Raw genomic sequence first — 18764 nt, 5'->3', positions numbered from 1 at the left:
GTATATGGACATATGGACCAAACAGATCGAATGGTGATAGGCGAGATATTTTAATTGGTGCGGTAGAAAATTGAGCGTCGGCGTTAACGAGGCGAAGTTCGAAGTGCTCCACTGTTCGATAGTACGTACTTCATTTGCAAAACCCATGATTTTTTCTACGGCCCCGGCCCTAGCAAAGAGAAGAAAATTACGTGCAATACAGCCATGAAAAAGACCTAAAAACCTTTACCCAAAAAGCCATCTGAATGGCGTCAGCCAGCATCAAAGGGTACTGAAGAGTCAGCCAAAAACATATAAATTCTGCAATTCTAATATTTAAATAAAATGCAAAAATTTAATGAGAAGGTAAATATTACACTGTATTTTTTGTTTTCAATATTTATATATGAATTAAATAAATTCGCGATGGATTTTGATAAAAATTGGCTTATTATTTTGTTCGCCCTTGCTTTTATTAATACTTTAGTGGCTCTTTTATTTTTTATCAGAGTGGATGGTATTGCCAAAATCCCTATTCCCCTTATGTTTATCGCTTCAGAATTTAAGTTGATCGAGTTTTTATTTCTAGCAGCATTTATGCTTATGACGCGCACAAATTTCGCGCCATAAATATTTATCCCATGCTTTGCTTATGTACAGCAGGCCAAAGCAACCTGTCGGGACCTCACTATTACGGGTAGCCAATCGAACTAAGGGTATATCACCTCTAAATCCTGCTGGCCTTGGTGGCTGGCGAAGGTCAACGCACGAAATGCCACACCGCGATGAGGAGATGCTGCACCAACTATTAAATGAAGCGCTACAGCTGGGCTACCAGTTTCGGCCTTGCCGCAACATTTGGCGGCTACCCTGGCACTTCTCAAACCCCTGGCCCTCAGGCGAGCTCTCCACAAACCACATGTCCAGCACCAGCATCTAGTCCAAATCCTGAAGTCAACGCAGGCTCATAGTCACCAAAAAAAACCCTCAAAATCAATGCAAAAAACAACATCAATATTTTCAATATTACTGCTGCTTTTTATAAAATCTTCAGCGTATGCAACTGAAATAGAAGAACCTAAATGCACACTATGGAAAACAATCTCCGAGCAGCTAGACTCACAAAAATCAAAATTTACTCTAGCAGCAAGGAGTGGCGAAGAAGACTTAATTTTTGCAAGGAAAAATAATAATAAATTCTATTTTAAAAATGATGAAAAAATTGAAATCTTAAGTTTTAACGAAGCCTCAAAAGGCATGAAGCTATATGGATTGATTTTTCATTTTCCGCTAGAAAACAGCGATTGTTTAAAAATTGGATCCTCACTAGTTCGGAAGACAAATGAATTTGAATTGACTATAAGGCATCCTGCCAAAAATTACTTCTTCTCCACCATCAAGCTCGGAACGAAAAATTTTTCTGAGGCGATTCTTCTGATTGAAGATTAATCAGCATATAAAATACAACAAACCAAATCGCACAATGTGACAAGACTCTCAACCCTTAGATCAATCAACACAATTTTAACTACCTGTCTACTTACGCTGACTTCCTCATGCGCCGTCACATCCAACTATAAATTTTCTTCAGAAAAATTTTCAATTGATTTTCCAGAAAATTACCACATCGAAAATAATAAGACAGACACGGTGATCGCGTTCGACCCTTCCAAGGATATGACAGTTATCGTGAACTATGAAAATCCGGCCGACGTAGTTCCTTCAGGGCGATGCAGTATGGCCAATACCGATTTCTTCTCAAGAGCTGAGGAGGCCCCAGCGGAGGTGTTGGGAGATACGCCCAAGTTCATCTTAGTGCGCAATGTCACCATGGCAGGAGGTGGCCAAGGCTATGCGTCGCTTGGCTTTTACTGTCGACAAGACCTGCTTCTCACTCTGGCCTTTGTCTATATGTCACCCTCGAAAGAAACGGACGATATTTTTTCAAGCTGATCAGTGGGATAGAGCTGAAATAACTAAATACCCTCGACGGCGTGCCGCGCGCCAGTTCTTCCATTATTTCGGAATAGGTGCAAATGAGCCGCCTTTGACAAGGTTTGCACAATGTCCAACATGCACAGGCCACTTCAGCGTTGTGTCGTCATCGAGTGCCCGCTGCGACAATCATGCGATGCACATCTCGACATCATCGTCAGCCCAGGCGGCCTCCTCGCCTTACAACTGGCTCCACTCCGCCATCGCCCGCATCGAAGCCGACTACCAGCGCAGTGCCGACACCCACCTGATCCCCCTGCGGCTGCCTGCCTTCACGGCACACGGCATTGACCTGTACCTCAAGGACGAATCCACGCACCCCACGGGCAGCCTCAAGCACCGGCTGGCGCGGTCGTTGTTCCTGTATGCGCTGTGCAATGGCTGGATCCACGAAGGCTCGACGGTGGTGGAGTCATCCAGCGGCTCCACTGCCGTGAGCGAGGCCTACTTTGCGCGGTTGTTAGGCCTGCCCTTCGTGGCGGTGATGCCTCGCAGTACATCGCCAGAGAAAATCGCGCAGATCGAATTCCATGGCGGTCGATGCCACTTCGTGGACCGTGCGGGCGAGGTGTACGAGGCCGCCCGGTCCATCGCCGCCGAGACCGGCGGTCATTACATGGACCAGTTCACCTATGCCGAGCGGGCCACGGACTGGCGCGGCAACAACAACATTGCCGAGAGCATGTTCACGCAGATGGCGCGTGAGCCCCATCCCGTGCCGCGCTGGATCGTGGTAGGTGCGGGCACCGGCGGCACCAGCGCCACCATCGGCCGCTATGTGCGCTACCAGCGCCACGCCACCGAGGTCTGCGTGGCCGACCCGGCGGGCTCGGTGTTCAGTGCTTACCACCGCACGGGCGACGCAACGCTGACGGCGCCAGGCTCGCGCATCGAAGGCATTGGCCGCCCGCGCGTGGAGCCCAGCTTCATTCGCACGCTGGTGGACCGCATGATCGACGTGGCGGACTGCGAGTCTGTCGCGGCCATGCGGGCGCTGTCCCAATTGCTGGGGCGGCGCGTGGGTCCGTCCACCGGCACCAACTTCGTGGCCATGCTCACATTGGCGGGCGAAATGCGCGAGCGGGGTGAGCGCGGCTCGATTCTGTCGCTGCTGTGCGATGCCGGCGAGCGTTATCTGCCCACGTATTTCGACACCGACTGGGTGGACCGCACCTTCGGCGACTGCTCCGGTGCGCAGCAGAAAGTGGATGCACTGATCGGCTGACATCACCTCCATCGCCGACTCAGCCCCAACACCCGCCATGCACAGCCCCGCGCGCCGCCATTGGATGCTGGCGTCCAGCCTGCAAGCCGCAGGACTGGGCGCTCTGGGCCAGGGGCTGCTGCTGTGGCCGAGGGCGGCGCAGGCCCTGTCCGCCCGGGCGCTGAGCTTTCCACGCGACCATGGCAGCCACCCAGAGCTGCGCACCGAGTGGTGGTACATCACCGGCCACGTGCAGGCGGCGGGTCAGCCGTGGGGGTTTCAGGTGACGTTCTTCCGGTCGCGCGTGGACGTGACGCAGGGCCTGCAATCGGCATTCGCGGCCAAGCAACTGCTGTTTGCCCATGCGGCGGTGACAGATTTGCGCGGCGGGAAGCTGATGCACGACCAGCGCATCGCCCGCGCCGGTTTTGGCGTGGCCCGTGCGAGCGAGACCGACACCGACATCCGGCTGCAGGACTGGTCGCTGGTGCGCAGCGACCTGTACGCCAATGGGCAAACTCCCGGTGCCGACAGTCGCTACACCGCCCGCATCGAAGCCAGCGCTTTTCGGCTGCAGCTGGAGCTCGACAGCACCCAGCCCTTGCTGCTGCAGGGCCAGCAGGGGCTGTCGCGCAAGGGGCCCGATGCCGGGCAGGCCAGCTACTACTACAGCCAGCCGCAGCTGGCGGTCAGCGGCTCCATCACGGTGGGTGCCGAGCGCATGGCCGTTGCCAGCGGTACGGGCCGCGCCTGGATGGACCACGAATGGAGCGAGACGCTGATGCACCCCGACGTGGTGGGGTGGGACTGGATCGGCATGAACCTGCAGGACGGCGGTGCGCTGACCGCGTTCCGCCTGCGCCGTGCGGACGGCTCCGCCGTGTGGGCCGGCGGTTCGCTGCGCGTGCCAGGCGGCGCCGTGCAGGTCTTCAACGCCGATACCGTGACCTTCACGCCTGAACGCTGGTGGACCAGCCCTGCCAGCGGCGTGCGCTACCCGGTGCAGTGGCGCGTGCAGACGCCTGTGGGCACCTACCAGGTGCAGGCACTGCTGGACAACCAGGAGCTCGACAGCAGCGGCTCGACCGGCGCTATTTACTGGGAGGGCCTGTGCGATCTGTTGAACGCAGCGGGCGAGCCCGTGGGGCGCGGCTACCTGGAGCTCACCGGATACGGAAAACCGCTGCGCCTTTAGAACGTGTGGGCGTTCCCAGGTGGCAGCGGCTGAGGATTTCATCGGCCGACAAAAACCCTGTGCCGTCAGTGCCGGGGCGCACCGCCCCCGCGCCGCCGGTCCATCCACGCGATGATCTCGCCCATGATGCCGCGGCGAAAAGCCAGCACGCAGATCACGAAGATCAGGCCCGTGACCATGGTGACGGACTCACCCAGCGTCTTGAACCATTCCACGCTGGTCAGGGCGGCGAGCAGATTGCCGAATTCGCCGATCTTGTTTTCCAGCAGCACCACCACGGCCGAGCCGATCAGCGGACCCGACAGCGTGCCCAGGCCGCCCACCAGCGTCATCAGGATGACCTGGCCCGAGGCCGTCCAGTGCACGTCGGACAGCGTGGCAAAGCCCAGCACCAGGGTCTTGAGCGAGCCCGCCAGGCCGGCCAGTGCGGCCGACAGCACGAAGGCCAGCAGCTTGAAGCGGTGCGTGTCGTAGCCCAGCGAGATGGCGCGCGGCTCGTTCTCCTTGATGCCCTTGAGCACCTGGCCGAACGGCGAGTGGATGGTGCGCACGATGACGAGGAACGCCAGCACCACGATCACCAGGGCCACGTAGTACATGACCAGATCGCTCTGCAGGCTGATCAGGCCGAACAGCTTGCCGCGCGGCACGCCCTGCAGGCCGTCTTCGCCGCCGGTGAAGGGCGCTTGTAGGCAGGCGAAGAACAGCATCTGCGCCAGCGCCAGCGTGATCATCGAAAAGTAGATGCCCTGGCGGCGGATGGCCAGCCAGCCGAACAGCAGGCCCAGCAGCGCGCCACCCGCGGTGCCCAGCAGCAGGCCCACCTCAGGGGTGAGGCCCCAGACCTTGATGGCGTGCCCGGCCACATAGGCTGCACCGCCCAGGAAGGCCGCGTGGCCGAAGGACAGCAGGCCGGTGAAGCCCAGCAGCAGATTGAAGGCCGAAGCAAACAATGCAAAGCACATGAGCTTCATCACGAAGACGGGATAGGCGCCCAGAAACGGCGCGGCAACCAGGCCCAGCAGCAGCAGGCCGTAACCGATGGGGGCGATGTTCTTGAGGTTCATGCGTGCGGCCCCTGCTTACTTTTCTTTGCCGAACAGGCCGGCGGGGCGGATGAGGAGAACTATGACCATGATGACGAACACCACGGTGGACGACGCTTCGGGGTAGAACACCTTGGTGAAGCCTTCGATGACGCCCAGGCCCAGCCCCGTGAGGATGGAGCCCATGATGGAGCCCATGCCGCCGATCACCACCACCGCGAACACCACGATGATGAGGTTCTGCCCCATGAGCGGCGTGACCTGGTAGACCGGCGCGGCCAGCACGCCGGCAAACGCGGCCAGCGCGGCACCGAAGGCGTACGTCAGCGTCACCATCACCGGCACGTTGATGCCGAAGGCCTCCACCAGACGGGGGTTTTCGGTACCGGCGCGCAGATAGGCGCCGAGCTTGGTCTTTTCGATCACGTACCAGGTAGCCAGGCACACAACCACCGATGCCACCACGACCCAGGCGCGGTAGTTGGGCATGATCATGAAGCCGAGGTTGGTCGCGCCTTCCAGCAACTCTGGCGTGTCGTAACCCAGGCCGGACACACCATAGATCGACCGGAAAACCCCTTCGATCAGCAGCGTCAGGCCCAGCGTGAGCAATAGGCCGTACAGGTGGTCGAGCTTGTAGATCCAGCGCAGCAGCAGCCGCTCGATCAGAACCCCCAGCAGCCCCACCATCAGCGGCGCCAACACCAGCATCCACCAGTAGTTGATGCCGAAATAGTTCATCGCCATCCAGGTGAACAGGGCGCCGGTCATGAACAACGCGCCGTGCGCGAAGTTGATGACGTTGAGCAGGCCGAAGATGACGGCCAGCCCCAGGCTGAGAATTGCGTAGAACGAACCGTTGACCAGCCCCAGGAGAAGCTGGCTCAACAGGCCGGGCAATGAGACACCAAAGAATTCCATGGGAGGCAACGGCAGGTTCAGAGAGGTTCAGAGCAGACAGCGGAGTGGTCTGGCAGCCCTGCAAGGCCGCCGCAGCAAGCCGAGTGCCGCAATGGCACCCGGGCTTGCTGACGCCGTGTCAGGCGTTTACTTCCAGAGCGCGCACTTCGTTTCCGCTTTGGTCGTGAAGACTTGGTCGCCCGGCAGCTTCTTGACGAGCTTGTAGTAGTCCCAGGGCTTGGTGGACTCGGCGGGCTTCTTGACTTGCATCAGGTACATGTCGTGCACATAACGGCCGTCGGCTCGAATCTGTCCCTTGGCGAAGAAGTCGTCGATCTTCATCTTCTTGAGCTCGGCCATCACCTTGTCGGCGTCGGTGGACTTCGCAGCGGCCACGGCCTTCAGGTACGTCGTCGTGGCAGAGTAGTCCGCGGCCTGCACTTCACCGGGCATGCGCTTGGTCTTTTCAAAGTACTTGGCGGCAAACTTGCGGGTGTCATCGTTCAGGTCCCAGTACCAGCTGGTGGTGAACTGCAGGCCCTCGGTATTGCGCAGGCCCATGCTGTGGATGTCGCTGATGAAAATCAGCAGCCCCGCCAGTTTCATGTTCTTGCCGATGCCAAACTCCTTGGCGGCCTTGATGGCGTTGATGGTGTCACCGCCGGCGTTTGCCAAACCGAGAATCTGCGCTTTGGAGTTCTGTGCCTGCAGCAGGAACGACGAGAAGTCCGATGCATTGAGCGGGTGCCGCACCGCACCCACCACGTTGCCGCCCTTGGCCTTGACCACCGTGGTCGTATCCGCCTCCAGCGCATGGCCGAAGGCGTAGTCTGCGGTCAGGAAGTACCAGCTCTTGCCGCCCGCATCGACGATGGCAGAGCCCGTGCCCTTGGCCAGCGCGACCGTGTCGTACGCGTAGTGCACGGTGTAGGGGCTGCACTGCTCGTTGGTCAGTGCGGAGCTGCCGGCGCCGTTGTTGAAATACACGCGCTTCTTCTCTTCTGCCACCTTGGCAATCGCCAGCGCCGTGCCGGAGTTCGTGCCGCCGAACAGCATGGTGACGCCTTGGGTGTCCACCCATTCGCGCGCTTTCGACGCGGCAATGTCCGCCTTGTTCTGGTGGTCGGCAGAGATGAGTTCGATCGGCAGACCCAACACCTTGCCGCCGAAATCGTCGATGGCCATCTGGATGGCCAATGCACCGTTCTTGCCTTCCACGTCGGAATACAGGCTGGACATGTCGGTGATGAAGCCGATCTTGACCTTGTCCTGCGCGTGCGCGGCCGAGGTGGCCAGGCCCGCTGCGGCCAGCACCAATGCCAGCGCGGTGAGTTGGTTCTTCTTCATGGATTGTCTCCTGTGGGTGTGGTTGGTTGAAGAAAAGAAAATGGGGATCGCTGGCGGACCTGTGGTCAGACACCCAGCAGTTCAGTGAGTACGGGCATCTTCTCCGCCAGTTCGGACGCGCCGAATTTCTCGACGATGCGGCCGTGCTCCATCACATAGAAACGGTCGGCCAGCGGCGCCGCAAAGCGGAAGTTCTGCTCCACCATGACCACCGTGTAGCCCTTCTCGCGCAGCATGGTGATCATGCGGGCCAGCGCCTGCACGATGACCGGGGCCAGGCCCTCGGAGATCTCGTCGAGCAGCAGCAGATTGGCACCGGTGCGCAGGATGCGGGCCACGGCCAGCATCTGCTGCTCGCCACCCGACAGGCGCGTGCCCTGGCTGTTCTTGCGCTCGGCCAGGTTGGGGAACATGGCGTAGATCTCTTGCACCGACATGCCGGGCGTGCCGGTCTTGAGCGCTGGCGGCAGCAGCAGGTTTTCTTCGCACGACAGGCTGGAGAAAATGCCGCGCTCTTCGGGGCAGTACCCCACGCCCAGGTGGGCGATGCGGTGCGTGGGCATGTTCACGGTCTCCACGCCGTTGATCTTGACCGAGCCCTTGCGTGCACCGGTCAAGCCCATGATGGCGCGCATGGTGGTCGTGCGGCCGGCGCCGTTGCGGCCCAGCAGCGTGACGACTTCACCGGGCTGCACGACGATGTCCACGCCATGCAGCACGTGCGACTCGCCGTACCAGGCTTCGAGGCCTTTGATTTCGAGTGCGGGAGTGCCGGCCATCAGTGTGCCCCCTGCAGTTGCCCGTCAGTCGTTCCCATATAGGCTTCCATCACTTGGGGGTTGTTGGACACTTCTGCATACGGGCCTTCGGCCAGCACCGCGCCGCGCTGCAGCACGGTGATGCGGTCGGCGATGGTGGAGACGACTTTCATGTTGTGTTCGACCATGAGGATGGTGCGCCCCACAGACACCTTCTTGATGAGCTGGGTGACGCGGTCCACGTCCTCGTGGCCCATGCCCTGCGTGGGCTCGTCCAGCAGCATGAGCTCGGGCTCCATGGCCAAGGTGGTGGCAATCTCAAGCGCGCGCTTGCGGCCGTAGGGCAGGTTCACGGTGACTTCATCGGCCATGTCGGCCAGGCCCACTTCGTCCAGCAGCTGCATGGCCCGGTCATCGAGCTGGTGCAGGCTGCGCTCGCTGCGCCAGAAGTGGAATGACGTGCCCAGCTTGCGCTGCAGTCCCAGGCGCACGTTCTCCATCAGGGTGAGGTGCGGGAACACCGCCGAGATCTGGAACGAGCGGATCACGCCACGGCGCGCGATCTGCGCGGGCTGCTCGCGGGTGATGTCGTGCCCGTTGAACTGGATGGTGCCGGACGTGGGTGTGAGGAATTTCGTCAGCAGGTTGAAGCAGGTGGTTTTGCCTGCGCCATTGGGGCCGATGAGTGCATGGATGGAGCCCCGGCGCACGGCCAGATTCACGTCGCTGACTGCGGTGAATCCCTTGAACTCTTTGGTCAGGCTGTGGGTTTCAAGAATGACGTCGCTCATTGCGCCAGGGTCGCTCCGTAAGGGGGCTGAGGAAGAAAGCCTTGGCCAGCAAGACTCCCATGCATGCGTTGTGTCGCCGTGCATCGTATGCCTGCCTACCCTGCGGTAGATACTGGGACTAATGCCTATGTATAAACGCCTATGGGTCGCGCTGACCCGTGGTGCGCAGGATGGCGGTCATCATTTCGGGTATCGCGCGGCGCCTGCCTGGGCCTGTCTGCGCCTTGCCACGTGCGGGTTGCAGGCCCTTTGTCGCCGGTTGAAAACCCTTGCTGGCGCACGCGATGCGAGCCACGGTTCCTGCAGCGCTTGCTTACAACTGCATGAAGGCAAGACAGAGGGTGCACCATTGGGCACACTCTGCGGCCCTGAATATTTCAGAGCCGTGCTGCCTCCTGCATCAGCGCAGCGCCCTTGACTTCAGAGCGTGGCCGGAAGCCCGCGGGTGTGCAGGGCCGCCTGTGGCTGGCACGGCCGGACAGGCACGCCCGCCTACACTTCGAGCATGGCCACCCTCCCCTCCACGCCCGCGCGCGGCGCACCCCGGTCCCTCAGCGGGCTCTTTCCCTTCCTGCGTCCGTACCGCGCACGCATCGCTTTGTCGGTGGTGTTTCTGGTGCTGGCGGCGCTGGCCACGCTGGCGTTTCCGCTGGCGCTGCGCAATCTGGTGGACTCGGGCCTCGTCAGCGCCGACAAGGGCGCGCAGACCATGGCGCTGCGCAACCACTTCGAGGCGCTGTTCGCCGTAGCCGTCGCGCTGGGGGTCTTCTCGGCGGCGCGCTTTTACATGGTGAGCTGGCTGGGCGAGCGGGTGACGGCCGACCTGCGCAACGCGGTGTACGGCCACGTGCTGCAGCAAAGCCCGCAGTTCTTCGAGACCACACAGACCGGCGAGGTGCTGTCGCGGCTGACGGCCGACACCACGCTGGTGCAGACGGTGGTGGGCTCATCGTTGTCGATGGGGCTGCGCAACGCGGTGATGGGCATCGGCGCTCTGGCGATGCTGATCTGGACCAACCCGTACGTCATGTCGATCGTGCTGGTGGCCGTGGTGCTGGTGGTGCTGCCGACCATGTGGATCGGGCGGCGCGTGCGCCGCTTGTCGCGCGACAGCCAGGACCGGGTGGCGGATTCGAGCGCCATTGCGGCCGAGGTGCTGAATGCCGTGCCGGTGGTGCAAAGCTACACGGCCGAGCGGCGCGAAACCAGCCGCTTCATGCAGGCCACCGAAAACGCCTTCCAGGTGGCCGTGACGCGCAGCCGTGCACGCGCGCTGCTGGTGGCCTTCATCATCATCGCCAACGCGGCGCTGCTGCTGTGGGGCCTGTACCGCGGCACCGAGGCTGTGCTGGCGGGCCAGATGACTGCGGGGCACCTGGGGCAGACGGTGGTGTACGTCATGCTGCTGGCAGGCGCCGTGGCGGTGCTGGGCGAGGTGTATGGCGACCTGCTGCGCGCAGCGGGTGCCACCGAACGTCTGATGGAGCTGCTGGCGAGCCGATCCCCCGTGGCTGATCCAGCTGCGCCCAAAGACCTGCCGCTGTCAGGCCAAGGCTTGGCCGTGGAGTTCGACAACGTGCAGTTTCACTACCCCTCGCGGCCCGACCAGCCTGCGCTGCATGACTTCTCGCTGCGCCTGGCGCCCGGCGAAACCGTGGCGCTGGTGGGTTCGAGCGGTGCCGGCAAGACGACGGTGTTCCAGCTGCTGCAGCGCTTCTACGACGTGGACATGGGCGCGAACGGTCGCCCGGCAGGCCACATTCGCCTGAACGGCATCGACATCCGCGACCTGCGGCTCACCACCCTGCGCGCCAGCACGGGCACCGTGCCGCAGGACGCCGTGATCTTCTCCGCATCGGCCATGGAGAACATCCGCTACGGCCGCCCGGACGCCACCGACGAGGAAGTGATGGCCGCCACGCGCGCCGCATTCGCGCACGACTTCCTGATGGCGCTGCCGGAGGGCTATGGCACGTTTCTCGGCGAGCGCGGGGTGCGCCTGTCGGGCGGGCAGCGCCAGCGCATCGCGATTGCACGGGCCATGCTCAAGGACCCGCCCTTGCTGCTGCTCGACGAGGCCACCAGCGCCCTGGACGCCGAAAGCGAACGCATGGTGCAGGCCGCGCTGGACATCGCGATGCAGCGCCACACCGGGCGCCGCACCACCCTGGTCATCGCCCACCGGCTGGCCACCGTGCAGAATGCCGACCGCATCGTGGTGCTGGAGCATGGGCGCATCGTGGAACAAGGCACGCACACGGCGCTCCTCGCGCAAGGCGGGGTGTATGCCCGGCTGGCGGCGCTGCAGTTCACGTCGTGAAGGCGGGCGGGCAGCGACTGCCGGGCGCCTTCCGGTTGCCGCTGCGGGAGCAGTAAAGAGGAAGTGGAGTGCTCAGCGCCGATGCGGTGCAGCAGTTGCTATTAAAAGCATAGCCGCTAGCGCGCTCTGGTAGTGCGGTAGAGCCTTAAAACACTCAAAAACCGCATTCACAGGACTTCGCGGAGGCTTGCCAAGCCCTCCCGCGCCCGGCCCACGCCCCTCTACTGCAGGGTTTCCTTGGCAGAAGCGGGCAGAGGCAACGGCATCACCGCGATGCCCTCTTCGATCAGTTGCACGGCTTCGTCGGGCGTGGCCTGGCCGCGGATGGCGCGCTCCTCGGCCTCGCCATGGTGCATGCGGCGTGCCTCCTGGGCGAAGCGTGATCCCACGTCCTCAGTGTTGGCGACAATCTTGCGTGCCAGGTGCAGCCAAGCGGCTTGCAAGGCGGGTGGCAACACCCCTGCGTCAAGAGCCGCAGTCGTACCAGCGGGGCTGCTCGGCACCACCTCCCCTGTCGCGGACGACGCCTGCGCGGCAGAGCTTGCCGAGGGCTCCCGCGCGCCGAAGTTCAGGCGCGGCGCACTCAGACGCTTTTCGATCTGGTCGTCCGCGCACATCGGACACTGCACCAAACCACGCTCGCGCTGGCCCTGAAAGTCGTCCTCCGACGCGAACCAGCCTTCAAAGACATGGCCGTGGCGGCATTGGAGATCAAGCACCTTCATGGCAGCGCTGCAACGGACGAGCAGGACAAGGCGGCAACCGGTAGCACTGCGGGCGCCTCAGCCGTGGCGGCGCAGCAGGTACCGGTAGACGAAACCCGGGAAGGCCAGGGTCAGGAACAGGGTGCCGGTGATGGCGTAGAACTCCCAGCCCTGGGGAGCAATCTGCCCGGCGCGGCGCTCCAGCAACAATGCCAGACCGCCCACCAGAAAGTACAGCACGATCAACTCCGCCAGCCGCCCCGCCAAAGGCTTGCGGGGCGCGGCCGCCGGACCCACGGCCAGCCAGCGATGGTTTACGAAAGGCAGGTTCGCGGCGATCAACGCCGCGATGATGACCAGCCAGACAGATCCGGTAAGAGACACAGTGCGACAGCGGGCGCGGTCAGGTCGCCAGCGCACGCACCACGGCGTCGGCGCACAGGGCCATCAGCCCGCCGGGCAGAATGCCCAACACCAGCAGCAGCGCGCCGTTCAAGGTCAGCACCACGCGGACGTCTGCGGGCGCCGACACGCTCGAGGCCGTCAGCGGTGCATCGAAGTACATGACCTTGACGACGCGCAGGTAGTAGAAGGCACCGATCAGCGACATGATCACGGCGAACACGGCCATGGCGATGTACAGCGTCTGGCCCGAGGCTACCAGGGCTTGCAGCACGGCCAGCTTGGCATAGAAGCCCACCAGCGGAGGAATACCGGCCATGGAGAAGAGGCACACGGCCATGATGCCGGCGTACAGCGGGCTGCGCTGGTTGAGGCCGGCAAAGTCCGAAATCTCTTCGCTCTCGAAACCCTCGCGCGCCAGCAGCAGCATCACGCCGAATGCGGCCAGGGTCGTCAGCACATAGGTCACCACGTAGAACATGGACGCGCTGTAGGCGTTCTCGACGGCCGTGGCATCGACGTTGCCGTTCACCACGCCCGACATCAGGCCCAGCAGCACGAAGCCCATTTGCGAGATCGTGGAGTACGCCAGCATGCGCTTGAGGTTGGTCTGCGCGATGGCAGCCAGGTTACCCACCAGCAGCGAGCCGATGGCCAGCACCGCCAGCATCTGCTGCCAGTCGATGGCCAGCGGCAGCAGGCCGTCCACCAGCAGGCGGATGGTGATGGCAAACGCCGCCAGCTTGGGCGCGCCGCCGATCATCAGCGTGACGGCGGTCGGAGCACCCTGGTACACGTCGGGAATCCACATGTGGAAAGGCACCACACCCAGCTTGAAGGCCAAGCCCGAGACCACGAACACCAGGCCGAACACCAGTACCTGGTGGCGGATCTGGCCGGAATTGACGGCCTTGAACACCTGGCCGATATCGAGCGAGCCGGTGGCGCCATAGATCATGGACAGGCCGTACAGCAGGAAGCCGCTGGCCATCGCGCCCAGCACGAAGTACTTCATGGCCGCTTCAGTGGCCGTGGCGTTGTCGCGGCGCAGGGCCACGAGCGCATAGCTCGACAGGGTCAGCAGCTCCAGGCCCAGGTAGATCACGAGGAAGTTGTTGCCCGAGATCATGATGAACATGCCCAGCAGCGCGAACATCGACAGGGTGAACATCTCGCCGCCGCGCAGCATGCCGCGGTCTGCCGCGTAGGGGCGCGCATAGACCAGCGTGACCATCATCGCCACCGTGGCAAAGCACTTGAGCCAGTTGCCCATGGCATCGCTCACCACCATGTTGCCGAAGCCATAGAAGGTGTTGCCGCTGGTGGCGTACATCGCCTGCAGGGCAGCCACGACAGCCAGGGTCAGCATGGTCAGCACATAGGTGGCGGTGCGGCGGGTGCTGTGCACCCCCAGGTCGACCAGCGCTATGACGCAGGCCATGGCCAACAGCACGATTTCGGGGTAGATCGCTAGCCAGCTGATGTTGTCAATCATCTCGTATCTCTCAGTTCAGTCTGGTCAGGTCAGTTCAGCTTGGGCTGCGCGACATGCTTGAGCAGTTCGGCGACCGACGTGTCCATCACGTCCGTGAACGGACGGGGATACAGGCCCATGGCCAGCACCGCGATGCCGAGTACGGCCAGCACCAGGAATTCGCGGCTGTCGATGTCGGTAAGGCCCTTGACGTTGTCGTTGCCCACGGGGCCCAGGTACACGCGCTTGAACATCCACAGGGTGTAGGCCGCGCCGAAGATCAGCGCCGTGGCCGAGGCCAGTCCGATCCAGAAGTTGGCCTTGGTCGCGCCCAGGATGACCATCCACTCGCCCACGAAACCGGCTGTGCCCGGCAGACCGCAGTTGGCCATGGCAAACAGCAGCGCAAACGCGGTGAAGTTGGGCATGGTGTTGACCACGCCGCCGTAGGCCGAGATTTCACGCGAGTGCACGCGGTCGTACAGCACGCCGATGGACAGGAACATTGCACCCGAGACGAAGCCGTGCGCAATCATCTGCACCAGCCCGCCGGACACGCCCAGGTCGTTGAAGATGAAGAAGCCCAGCGTGACGAAGCCCATGTGCGCGACGGACGAATACGCCACCAGCTTCTTCATGTCCTTCTGGACCATAGCCACCAGGCCCACGTAGATCACGGCGATCAGCGACAGCGCGATCATCAGCCAGGCCCACTCGCGCGATGCGTCGGGGGCGATGGGCATGGAAAAACGCAGGAAGCCGTAGGCGCCCAGCTTCAGCATGATCGCGGCCAGCACGGCGGAGCCGCCGGTGGGCGCTTCCACGTGAACGTCGGGCAGCCAAGTGTGGAACGGGAACATCGGCACCTTGACCGCGAAGGCGGCAAAGAATGCGAAGAAGAGCATCGTCTGCGCGCGGGCGCTCAGGGGCAGTTGGTGCCACGTGGCGATGTCGAAGCTGCCGCCAGACTGGTTGTACAGGTAGATCAGCGCGATCAGCATGAGCAGCGAGCCGAGCAGCGTGTACAGGAAGAACTTGAACGCCGCGTAGATCTTGTTCGGGCCGCCCCAGATACCGATGATCAGATACATCGGGATCAGCGTGGCTTCGAAGAACACGTAGAACAGCATGCCGTCCAGCGCCGTGAACACGCCGATCATCAGACCGGACAGGATCAGGAACGCGCCCATGTACTGGTTCACGCGCTCGGTGATGGACTCCCACGACGCGACCACCACGATCACCGTGATGAAGGCTGTCAGGGGCACAAACCAGAACGAGATGCCATCCACACCCAGGTGGTAATGCACATTGAAGCGCTCGATCCAGGCCGCCTTCTCGACGAACTGCATCGCTGCGGTTCCGAGCTGGAAGCCTTCGTACAGGGGCAGCGTTACCAGGAAGCCAACGACGGCGCCCACCAGAGCCAACCAGCGCACGGCGCGGGCATGCTCATCCCGGCCAATGGCCAGCAGCAGCACACCGAAGGCGATCGGTGACCAGATTGCAAGACTCAACAGACCCATTTTGTTGTTTTCCTTATTTGATGAGCTGCAGGAACACGTCGCCCCAGACGAACCAGGTCATCAGCGCGAACACACCCAGGATCATCACCAGCGCGTAGTGGAAGATGAAGCCGGACTGCATCCAGCGCACGACACCGGACACGCTGCGCACGACCTTCCAAGATCCATTGACGAGCGTGCCGTCGATGATGGCCTGATCGCCACCCTTCCACAGGCCCGTACCCAGAGCACGCGCACCGCGGGCCAGGATGTTCTCGTTGATCCAGTCGAGGTAGTACTTGTTTTCGAACAGCGTGTAGATCGGCATGCAGGTGCGCTTGATCGCCGCAGGCAAAGCCGGATTCACCATGTACATGTAGTACGACAGGGCCACACCCGCCACAGCCAACCAGAAAGGCGCCGTCTGCAGGCCGTGCAGGGCCATGGCCACCGGGCCGTGGAAGATCTCGGCCAGCTTGGCCATCGCAGGGTGCTTGACCGCATCGACAAAGATCACGCCCTTGAAGAAGTCGCCGAACAGCATGGGCTGGATGAACATGAAGCCCACCACCACCGAAGGTATGGCCAGCAGCACCAGCGGCACCGTCACAACCCAGGGGGATTCGTGCGGATCATGGCTGTGGTGGTCATCATGGCCGTGGCCATGGTCGTCGTGGTGCGCATCGTGGTGGGCGTCAGGGTTCTGGTCGAAGCGTTCCTTGCCGTGGAAGACCAGGAAGTACATGCGGAACGAATAGAACGCGGTGATGAACACGCCGGCCAGCACTGCGAAGTGCGCGAAATGCGCAGCGGGCAGTTGGCTGAAGTGCACCGCCTCGATGATGCTGTCCTTGGAGTAGAAACCCGAGAACAGGGGCGTGCCGATCAGTGCGAGCGAGCCCAGCAATGAGGTGATCCAGGTGATGGGCATGTACTTGCGCACGCCGCCCATCCAGCGGATGTCCTGGTTGTGGTGCATGCCCATGATGACCGAGCCGGCGCCAAGGAACAGCAGCGCCTTGAAGAACGCGTGGGTCATCAGGTGGAACACGGCCACCGAGTAGGCGGAGGCACCCAGGGCCACGGTCATGTAGCCGAGCTGCGACAGCGTGGAGTACGCCACCACGCGCTTGATGTCGTTCTGGATGATGCCCAGGAAGCCCATGAACAGCGCCGTGATGGAGCCGATGATCAGGATGAAGTTGAGCGCAGTGTCGGACAGCTCGAACAGCGGCGACATGCGCGACACCATGAAGATGCCTGCGGTCACCATGGTAGCCGCGTGGATCAGCGCCGAGATGGGGGTCGGGCCTTCCATCGAGTCGGGCAGCCACACGTGCAGCGGGAATTGCGCGGACTTGCCCATCGCGCCGATGAACAGGCAGATGCAGATCACGGTGATCAGCATCCAGTCGGTACCGGGGAACGCCAGGCCACCGAGCTCACCCGATTTGGCGAAGATTTCGCTGTAGTTGAGCGTGCCCGTATAGGCAGCAATCAGGCCGATGCCCAAGATGAAGCCGAAGTCACCCACACGGTTGACCAAAAAGGCCTTCATGTTGGCGAAGATCGCCGTGGGCTTGTTGAACCAGAAACCGATGAGCAGATAGGACACCAGGCCCACGGCTTCCCAGCCGAAGAACAGCTGCAGCAGGTTGTTGCTCATGACCAGCATGAGCATGGAGAACGTGAACAGCGAGATGTAGGCGAAGAAACGGTTGTAGCCGTCGTCCTCTTCCATGTAGCCGATGGTGTAGATGTGCACCATCAGCGACACGAAGGTCACGACCACCATCATCATGGCGGTGAGGCTGTCGATCAGGAAACCGACCTCCATCTTGAGGCCGCCCACCACCATCCAGGTGTAGAGCGTCTCGTTGAAGCGGGCACCGTCGAGCGCCACGCTCTTGAGCGTCATCGCCGACAGCACGAACGCAACGAGCACGCCCAGGATGGTGAGGGTGTGGGAGAGCCGGCGACCGATCCAGTTACCACCGAAGGTCGTGCCGAAGATGCCGGCCAGCAAGGCGCCCGCCAGCGGTGCCAGCGGCACGGCCAGGAGGGTTGAAGCAGAGAGGGTTTGACTCATTCTTGAGAACCTTGGGAATGCTGGTGACCCATCAACCCTTGAGGGTGTTGAGATCTTCCGCGTTGATGCTGGACTTGTTGCGGAACAGGAGCACCAGGACGGCCAGACCGATGGCCGACTCGGCAGCTGCCACTGTCAGGATGAAGAACACGAACACCTGGCCATGCATGTCGCCCAGGTAGTGCGAGAACGCCACGAAGTTCATGTTGACCGCCAGCAGCATCAGCTCGATCGCCATCAGCAGCACGATCAGGTTCTTGCGGTTCAGAAAGATGCCGATCACGGCCAGCGCGAACAGCATCGCGCCCAGCGAGAGAAAGTGGCCCAATGTCAGCGTCATGCTTTTTTCTCCTCGGTGGCAGCAGGCACGGCAGGCGCTTCAGGCGCAGCCTTCTGGGTGGCAGCCACCTTCACGACTTCGAGGCGATCACCGGCGCGCACGCGAACCTGCTGCGACGGGTTGATGGCCTTGCTGTCCTTGCGCTGGCGCAGTGTCAGCGCAATGGCGGCAATCATGGCGACCAGCAGAATGACCGCAGCGATTTCAACGGGGTACAGGTATTCGGTATAGAGCAGCTTGCCCAGTGCCTTGGTGTTGGAGTACTGCACCACCTGGCCCGCTGCATCGAGTGCCGTGGCGACGGCCTTGGGCTCGTCCATGCCGCGGAAACCGCCCATCAGCACAGCGGCCATTTCAAGAGCGATCAGCGCTCCCACCGTGGCAGCCAGCGGGAAATGCTTCCAGAACCCCTTGCGCACGGTGTCGATGTGGATGTCCAGCATCATCACCACGAAAAGGAACAGCACCATGACCGCGCCCAGGTACACCAGCACCAGCGCAATGGCCAGGAACTCGGCCTTGAGCAGCAGCCACACGGCGGCGGCCTGCGAGAACGCAAGGATGAGGTACAGCACCGCATGCACGGGGTTGCGGGCAGTGATCACCCGGAAGGCTGCAAACAGCAGCACCACCGAGAAGAGATAGAAGAAACCAGTCTTGGCGTCCATGAATCGGGTCTTTATAGAAAGTCTGGCAAAGAGGCCGCGCTCTGCAC

The 18764-nt window shown here is 61.7% G+C and carries 17 protein-coding genes; 5 read left to right on the top strand and 12 right to left on the bottom strand.

The window, feature by feature from the left end; all coding sequences use genetic code 11:
* Positions 1-825 precede the first annotated feature (825 nt).
* The 4 genes from ACSQ3N_RS08800 to ACSQ3N_RS08785 all read left to right on the top strand — a co-directional run bounded on the left by ACSQ3N_RS08800 (position 826) and on the right by ACSQ3N_RS08785 (position 4373).
* Positions 826-1428: a hypothetical protein gene (locus tag ACSQ3N_RS08800; RefSeq protein ID WP_436146066.1), complete on the top strand. Its 603-nt coding sequence runs from the start codon at positions 826-828 to the stop codon at positions 1426-1428.
* 36 nt (positions 1429-1464) lie between these two features.
* Entirely contained in the window at positions 1465-1932 is a 468-nt protein-coding gene (locus ACSQ3N_RS08795; RefSeq protein WP_156371863.1) for a hypothetical protein, read from the top strand.
* A gap of 178 nt (positions 1933-2110) precedes the next feature.
* Positions 2111-3199: a PLP-dependent cysteine synthase family protein gene (locus tag ACSQ3N_RS08790; RefSeq protein ID WP_436146065.1), complete on the top strand. Its 1089-nt coding sequence runs from the start codon at positions 2111-2113 to the stop codon at positions 3197-3199.
* Positions 3200-3236: 37 nt separating this feature from the next.
* Positions 3237-4373, top strand: a complete 1137-nt coding sequence (locus ACSQ3N_RS08785) for a lipocalin-like domain-containing protein (RefSeq protein ID WP_056162405.1) — start codon at positions 3237-3239, stop codon at positions 4371-4373.
* Positions 4374-4438: 65 nt separating this feature from the next.
* Here ACSQ3N_RS08785 and ACSQ3N_RS08780 read toward each other — a convergent pair whose 3' ends face one another.
* The 5 genes from ACSQ3N_RS08780 to ACSQ3N_RS08760 all read right to left on the bottom strand — a co-directional run bounded on the left by ACSQ3N_RS08780 (position 4439) and on the right by ACSQ3N_RS08760 (position 9215).
* Positions 4439-5440, bottom strand: coding sequence for a branched-chain amino acid ABC transporter permease (locus ACSQ3N_RS08780; RefSeq protein WP_056162400.1), 1002 nt, complete (start codon positions 5438-5440; stop codon positions 4439-4441).
* A 15-nt stretch (positions 5441-5455) separates the two neighbouring features.
* Positions 5456-6340, bottom strand: a complete 885-nt coding sequence (locus ACSQ3N_RS08775) for a branched-chain amino acid ABC transporter permease (RefSeq protein ID WP_056162398.1) — start codon at positions 6338-6340, stop codon at positions 5456-5458.
* Positions 6341-6466: 126 nt separating this feature from the next.
* Positions 6467-7666, bottom strand: a complete 1200-nt coding sequence (locus ACSQ3N_RS08770) for an ABC transporter substrate-binding protein (RefSeq protein ID WP_056162395.1) — start codon at positions 7664-7666, stop codon at positions 6467-6469.
* Between the two features lie 65 nt (positions 7667-7731).
* The gene (locus tag ACSQ3N_RS08765; protein ID WP_056162392.1) at positions 7732-8445 is read right to left on the bottom strand and encodes an ABC transporter ATP-binding protein; all 714 of its coding nucleotides are present in this window, start codon (positions 8443-8445) and stop codon (positions 7732-7734) included.
* Entirely contained in the window at positions 8445-9215 is a 771-nt protein-coding gene (locus ACSQ3N_RS08760) for an ABC transporter ATP-binding protein (protein ID WP_056162387.1), read from the bottom strand. The genes ACSQ3N_RS08765 and ACSQ3N_RS08760 overlap by 1 nt, the downstream gene beginning before the upstream one ends.
* Before the next feature lie 505 nt (positions 9216-9720).
* Between ACSQ3N_RS08760 and ACSQ3N_RS08755 the strand changes: the two genes are divergently transcribed.
* Positions 9721-11535 carry an ABC transporter transmembrane domain-containing protein gene (locus tag ACSQ3N_RS08755; RefSeq protein WP_056162384.1) on the top strand — a complete coding sequence of 605 codons (1815 nt, stop codon included), beginning with the start codon at positions 9721-9723 and terminating at the stop codon, positions 11533-11535.
* A gap of 221 nt (positions 11536-11756) precedes the next feature.
* On the opposite strand, the gene ACSQ3N_RS08750 is transcribed toward ACSQ3N_RS08755, so the two are convergent.
* Genes ACSQ3N_RS08750 through ACSQ3N_RS08720 form a run of 7 tightly spaced genes read right to left on the bottom strand, consistent with a single transcriptional unit; the run spans position 11757 to position 18717 of the window.
* The gene (locus ACSQ3N_RS08750; RefSeq protein ID WP_436146064.1) at positions 11757-12260 is read right to left on the bottom strand and encodes a DUF1178 family protein; all 504 of its coding nucleotides are present in this window, start codon (positions 12258-12260) and stop codon (positions 11757-11759) included.
* Positions 12261-12317: 57 nt separating this feature from the next.
* The gene (locus ACSQ3N_RS08745) at positions 12318-12623 is read right to left on the bottom strand and encodes a DUF2818 family protein (protein WP_056162380.1); all 306 of its coding nucleotides are present in this window, start codon (positions 12621-12623) and stop codon (positions 12318-12320) included.
* A 19-nt stretch (positions 12624-12642) separates the two neighbouring features.
* The gene (nuoN, locus tag ACSQ3N_RS08740; RefSeq protein ID WP_056162376.1) at positions 12643-14136 is read right to left on the bottom strand and encodes an NADH-quinone oxidoreductase subunit NuoN; all 1494 of its coding nucleotides are present in this window, start codon (positions 14134-14136) and stop codon (positions 12643-12645) included.
* A 29-nt stretch (positions 14137-14165) separates the two neighbouring features.
* On the bottom strand, positions 14166-15641 hold the full coding sequence (locus ACSQ3N_RS08735) for an NADH-quinone oxidoreductase subunit M (protein WP_056162374.1): 1476 nt from the start codon (positions 15639-15641) through the stop codon (positions 14166-14168).
* A gap of 13 nt (positions 15642-15654) precedes the next feature.
* On the bottom strand, positions 15655-17709 hold the full coding sequence (gene nuoL, locus ACSQ3N_RS08730; RefSeq protein WP_082516703.1) for an NADH-quinone oxidoreductase subunit L: 2055 nt from the start codon (positions 17707-17709) through the stop codon (positions 15655-15657).
* 31 nt (positions 17710-17740) lie between these two features.
* On the bottom strand, positions 17741-18049 hold the full coding sequence (gene nuoK, locus ACSQ3N_RS08725; RefSeq protein WP_056162369.1) for an NADH-quinone oxidoreductase subunit NuoK: 309 nt from the start codon (positions 18047-18049) through the stop codon (positions 17741-17743).
* On the bottom strand, positions 18046-18717 hold the full coding sequence (locus ACSQ3N_RS08720) for an NADH-quinone oxidoreductase subunit J (protein WP_056162366.1): 672 nt from the start codon (positions 18715-18717) through the stop codon (positions 18046-18048). Before ACSQ3N_RS08720 ends, nuoK begins: the two co-directional genes overlap by 4 nt.
* Positions 18718-18764: the final 47 nt, after the last annotated feature.

The organism is Acidovorax sp. LjRoot194, assembly GCF_964253015.1.
Taxonomy (GTDB): Bacteria; Pseudomonadota; Gammaproteobacteria; order Burkholderiales; family Burkholderiaceae_C; genus Acidovorax.
This window is presented reverse-complemented; position numbering and strand designations above follow the sequence as displayed.

Coding starts and splice junctions, on each gene's coding strand:
- ACSQ3N_RS08770 (WP_056162395.1), bottom strand. CDS start 7,666: ATGAAGAAGAACCAACTCACCGCGCTGGCATTGGTGCTGGCCGCAGCG.
- nuoN (WP_056162376.1), bottom strand. CDS start 14,136: ATGATTGACAACATCAGCTGGCTAGCGATCTACCCCGAAATCGTGCTG.
- nuoL (WP_082516703.1), bottom strand. CDS start 17,709: ATGAGTCAAACCCTCTCTGCTTCAACCCTCCTGGCCGTGCCGCTGGCA.
- nuoK (WP_056162369.1), bottom strand. CDS start 18,049: ATGACGCTGACATTGGGCCACTTTCTCTCGCTGGGCGCGATGCTGTTC.
- ACSQ3N_RS08755 (WP_056162384.1), top strand. CDS start 9,721: ATGGCCACCCTCCCCTCCACGCCCGCGCGCGGCGCACCCCGGTCCCTC.
- ACSQ3N_RS08780 (WP_056162400.1), bottom strand. CDS start 5,440: ATGAACCTCAAGAACATCGCCCCCATCGGTTACGGCCTGCTGCTGCTG.
- ACSQ3N_RS08775 (WP_056162398.1), bottom strand. CDS start 6,340: ATGGAATTCTTTGGTGTCTCATTGCCCGGCCTGTTGAGCCAGCTTCTC.
- ACSQ3N_RS08790 (WP_436146065.1), top strand. CDS start 2,111: ATGCACATCTCGACATCATCGTCAGCCCAGGCGGCCTCCTCGCCTTAC.
- ACSQ3N_RS08785 (WP_056162405.1), top strand. CDS start 3,237: ATGCACAGCCCCGCGCGCCGCCATTGGATGCTGGCGTCCAGCCTGCAA.
- ACSQ3N_RS08760 (WP_056162387.1), bottom strand. CDS start 9,215: ATGAGCGACGTCATTCTTGAAACCCACAGCCTGACCAAAGAGTTCAAG.
- ACSQ3N_RS08735 (WP_056162374.1), bottom strand. CDS start 15,641: ATGGGTCTGTTGAGTCTTGCAATCTGGTCACCGATCGCCTTCGGTGTG.
- ACSQ3N_RS08765 (WP_056162392.1), bottom strand. CDS start 8,445: ATGGCCGGCACTCCCGCACTCGAAATCAAAGGCCTCGAAGCCTGGTAC.
- ACSQ3N_RS08720 (WP_056162366.1), bottom strand. CDS start 18,717: ATGGACGCCAAGACTGGTTTCTTCTATCTCTTCTCGGTGGTGCTGCTG.
- ACSQ3N_RS08750 (WP_436146064.1), bottom strand. CDS start 12,260: ATGAAGGTGCTTGATCTCCAATGCCGCCACGGCCATGTCTTTGAAGGC.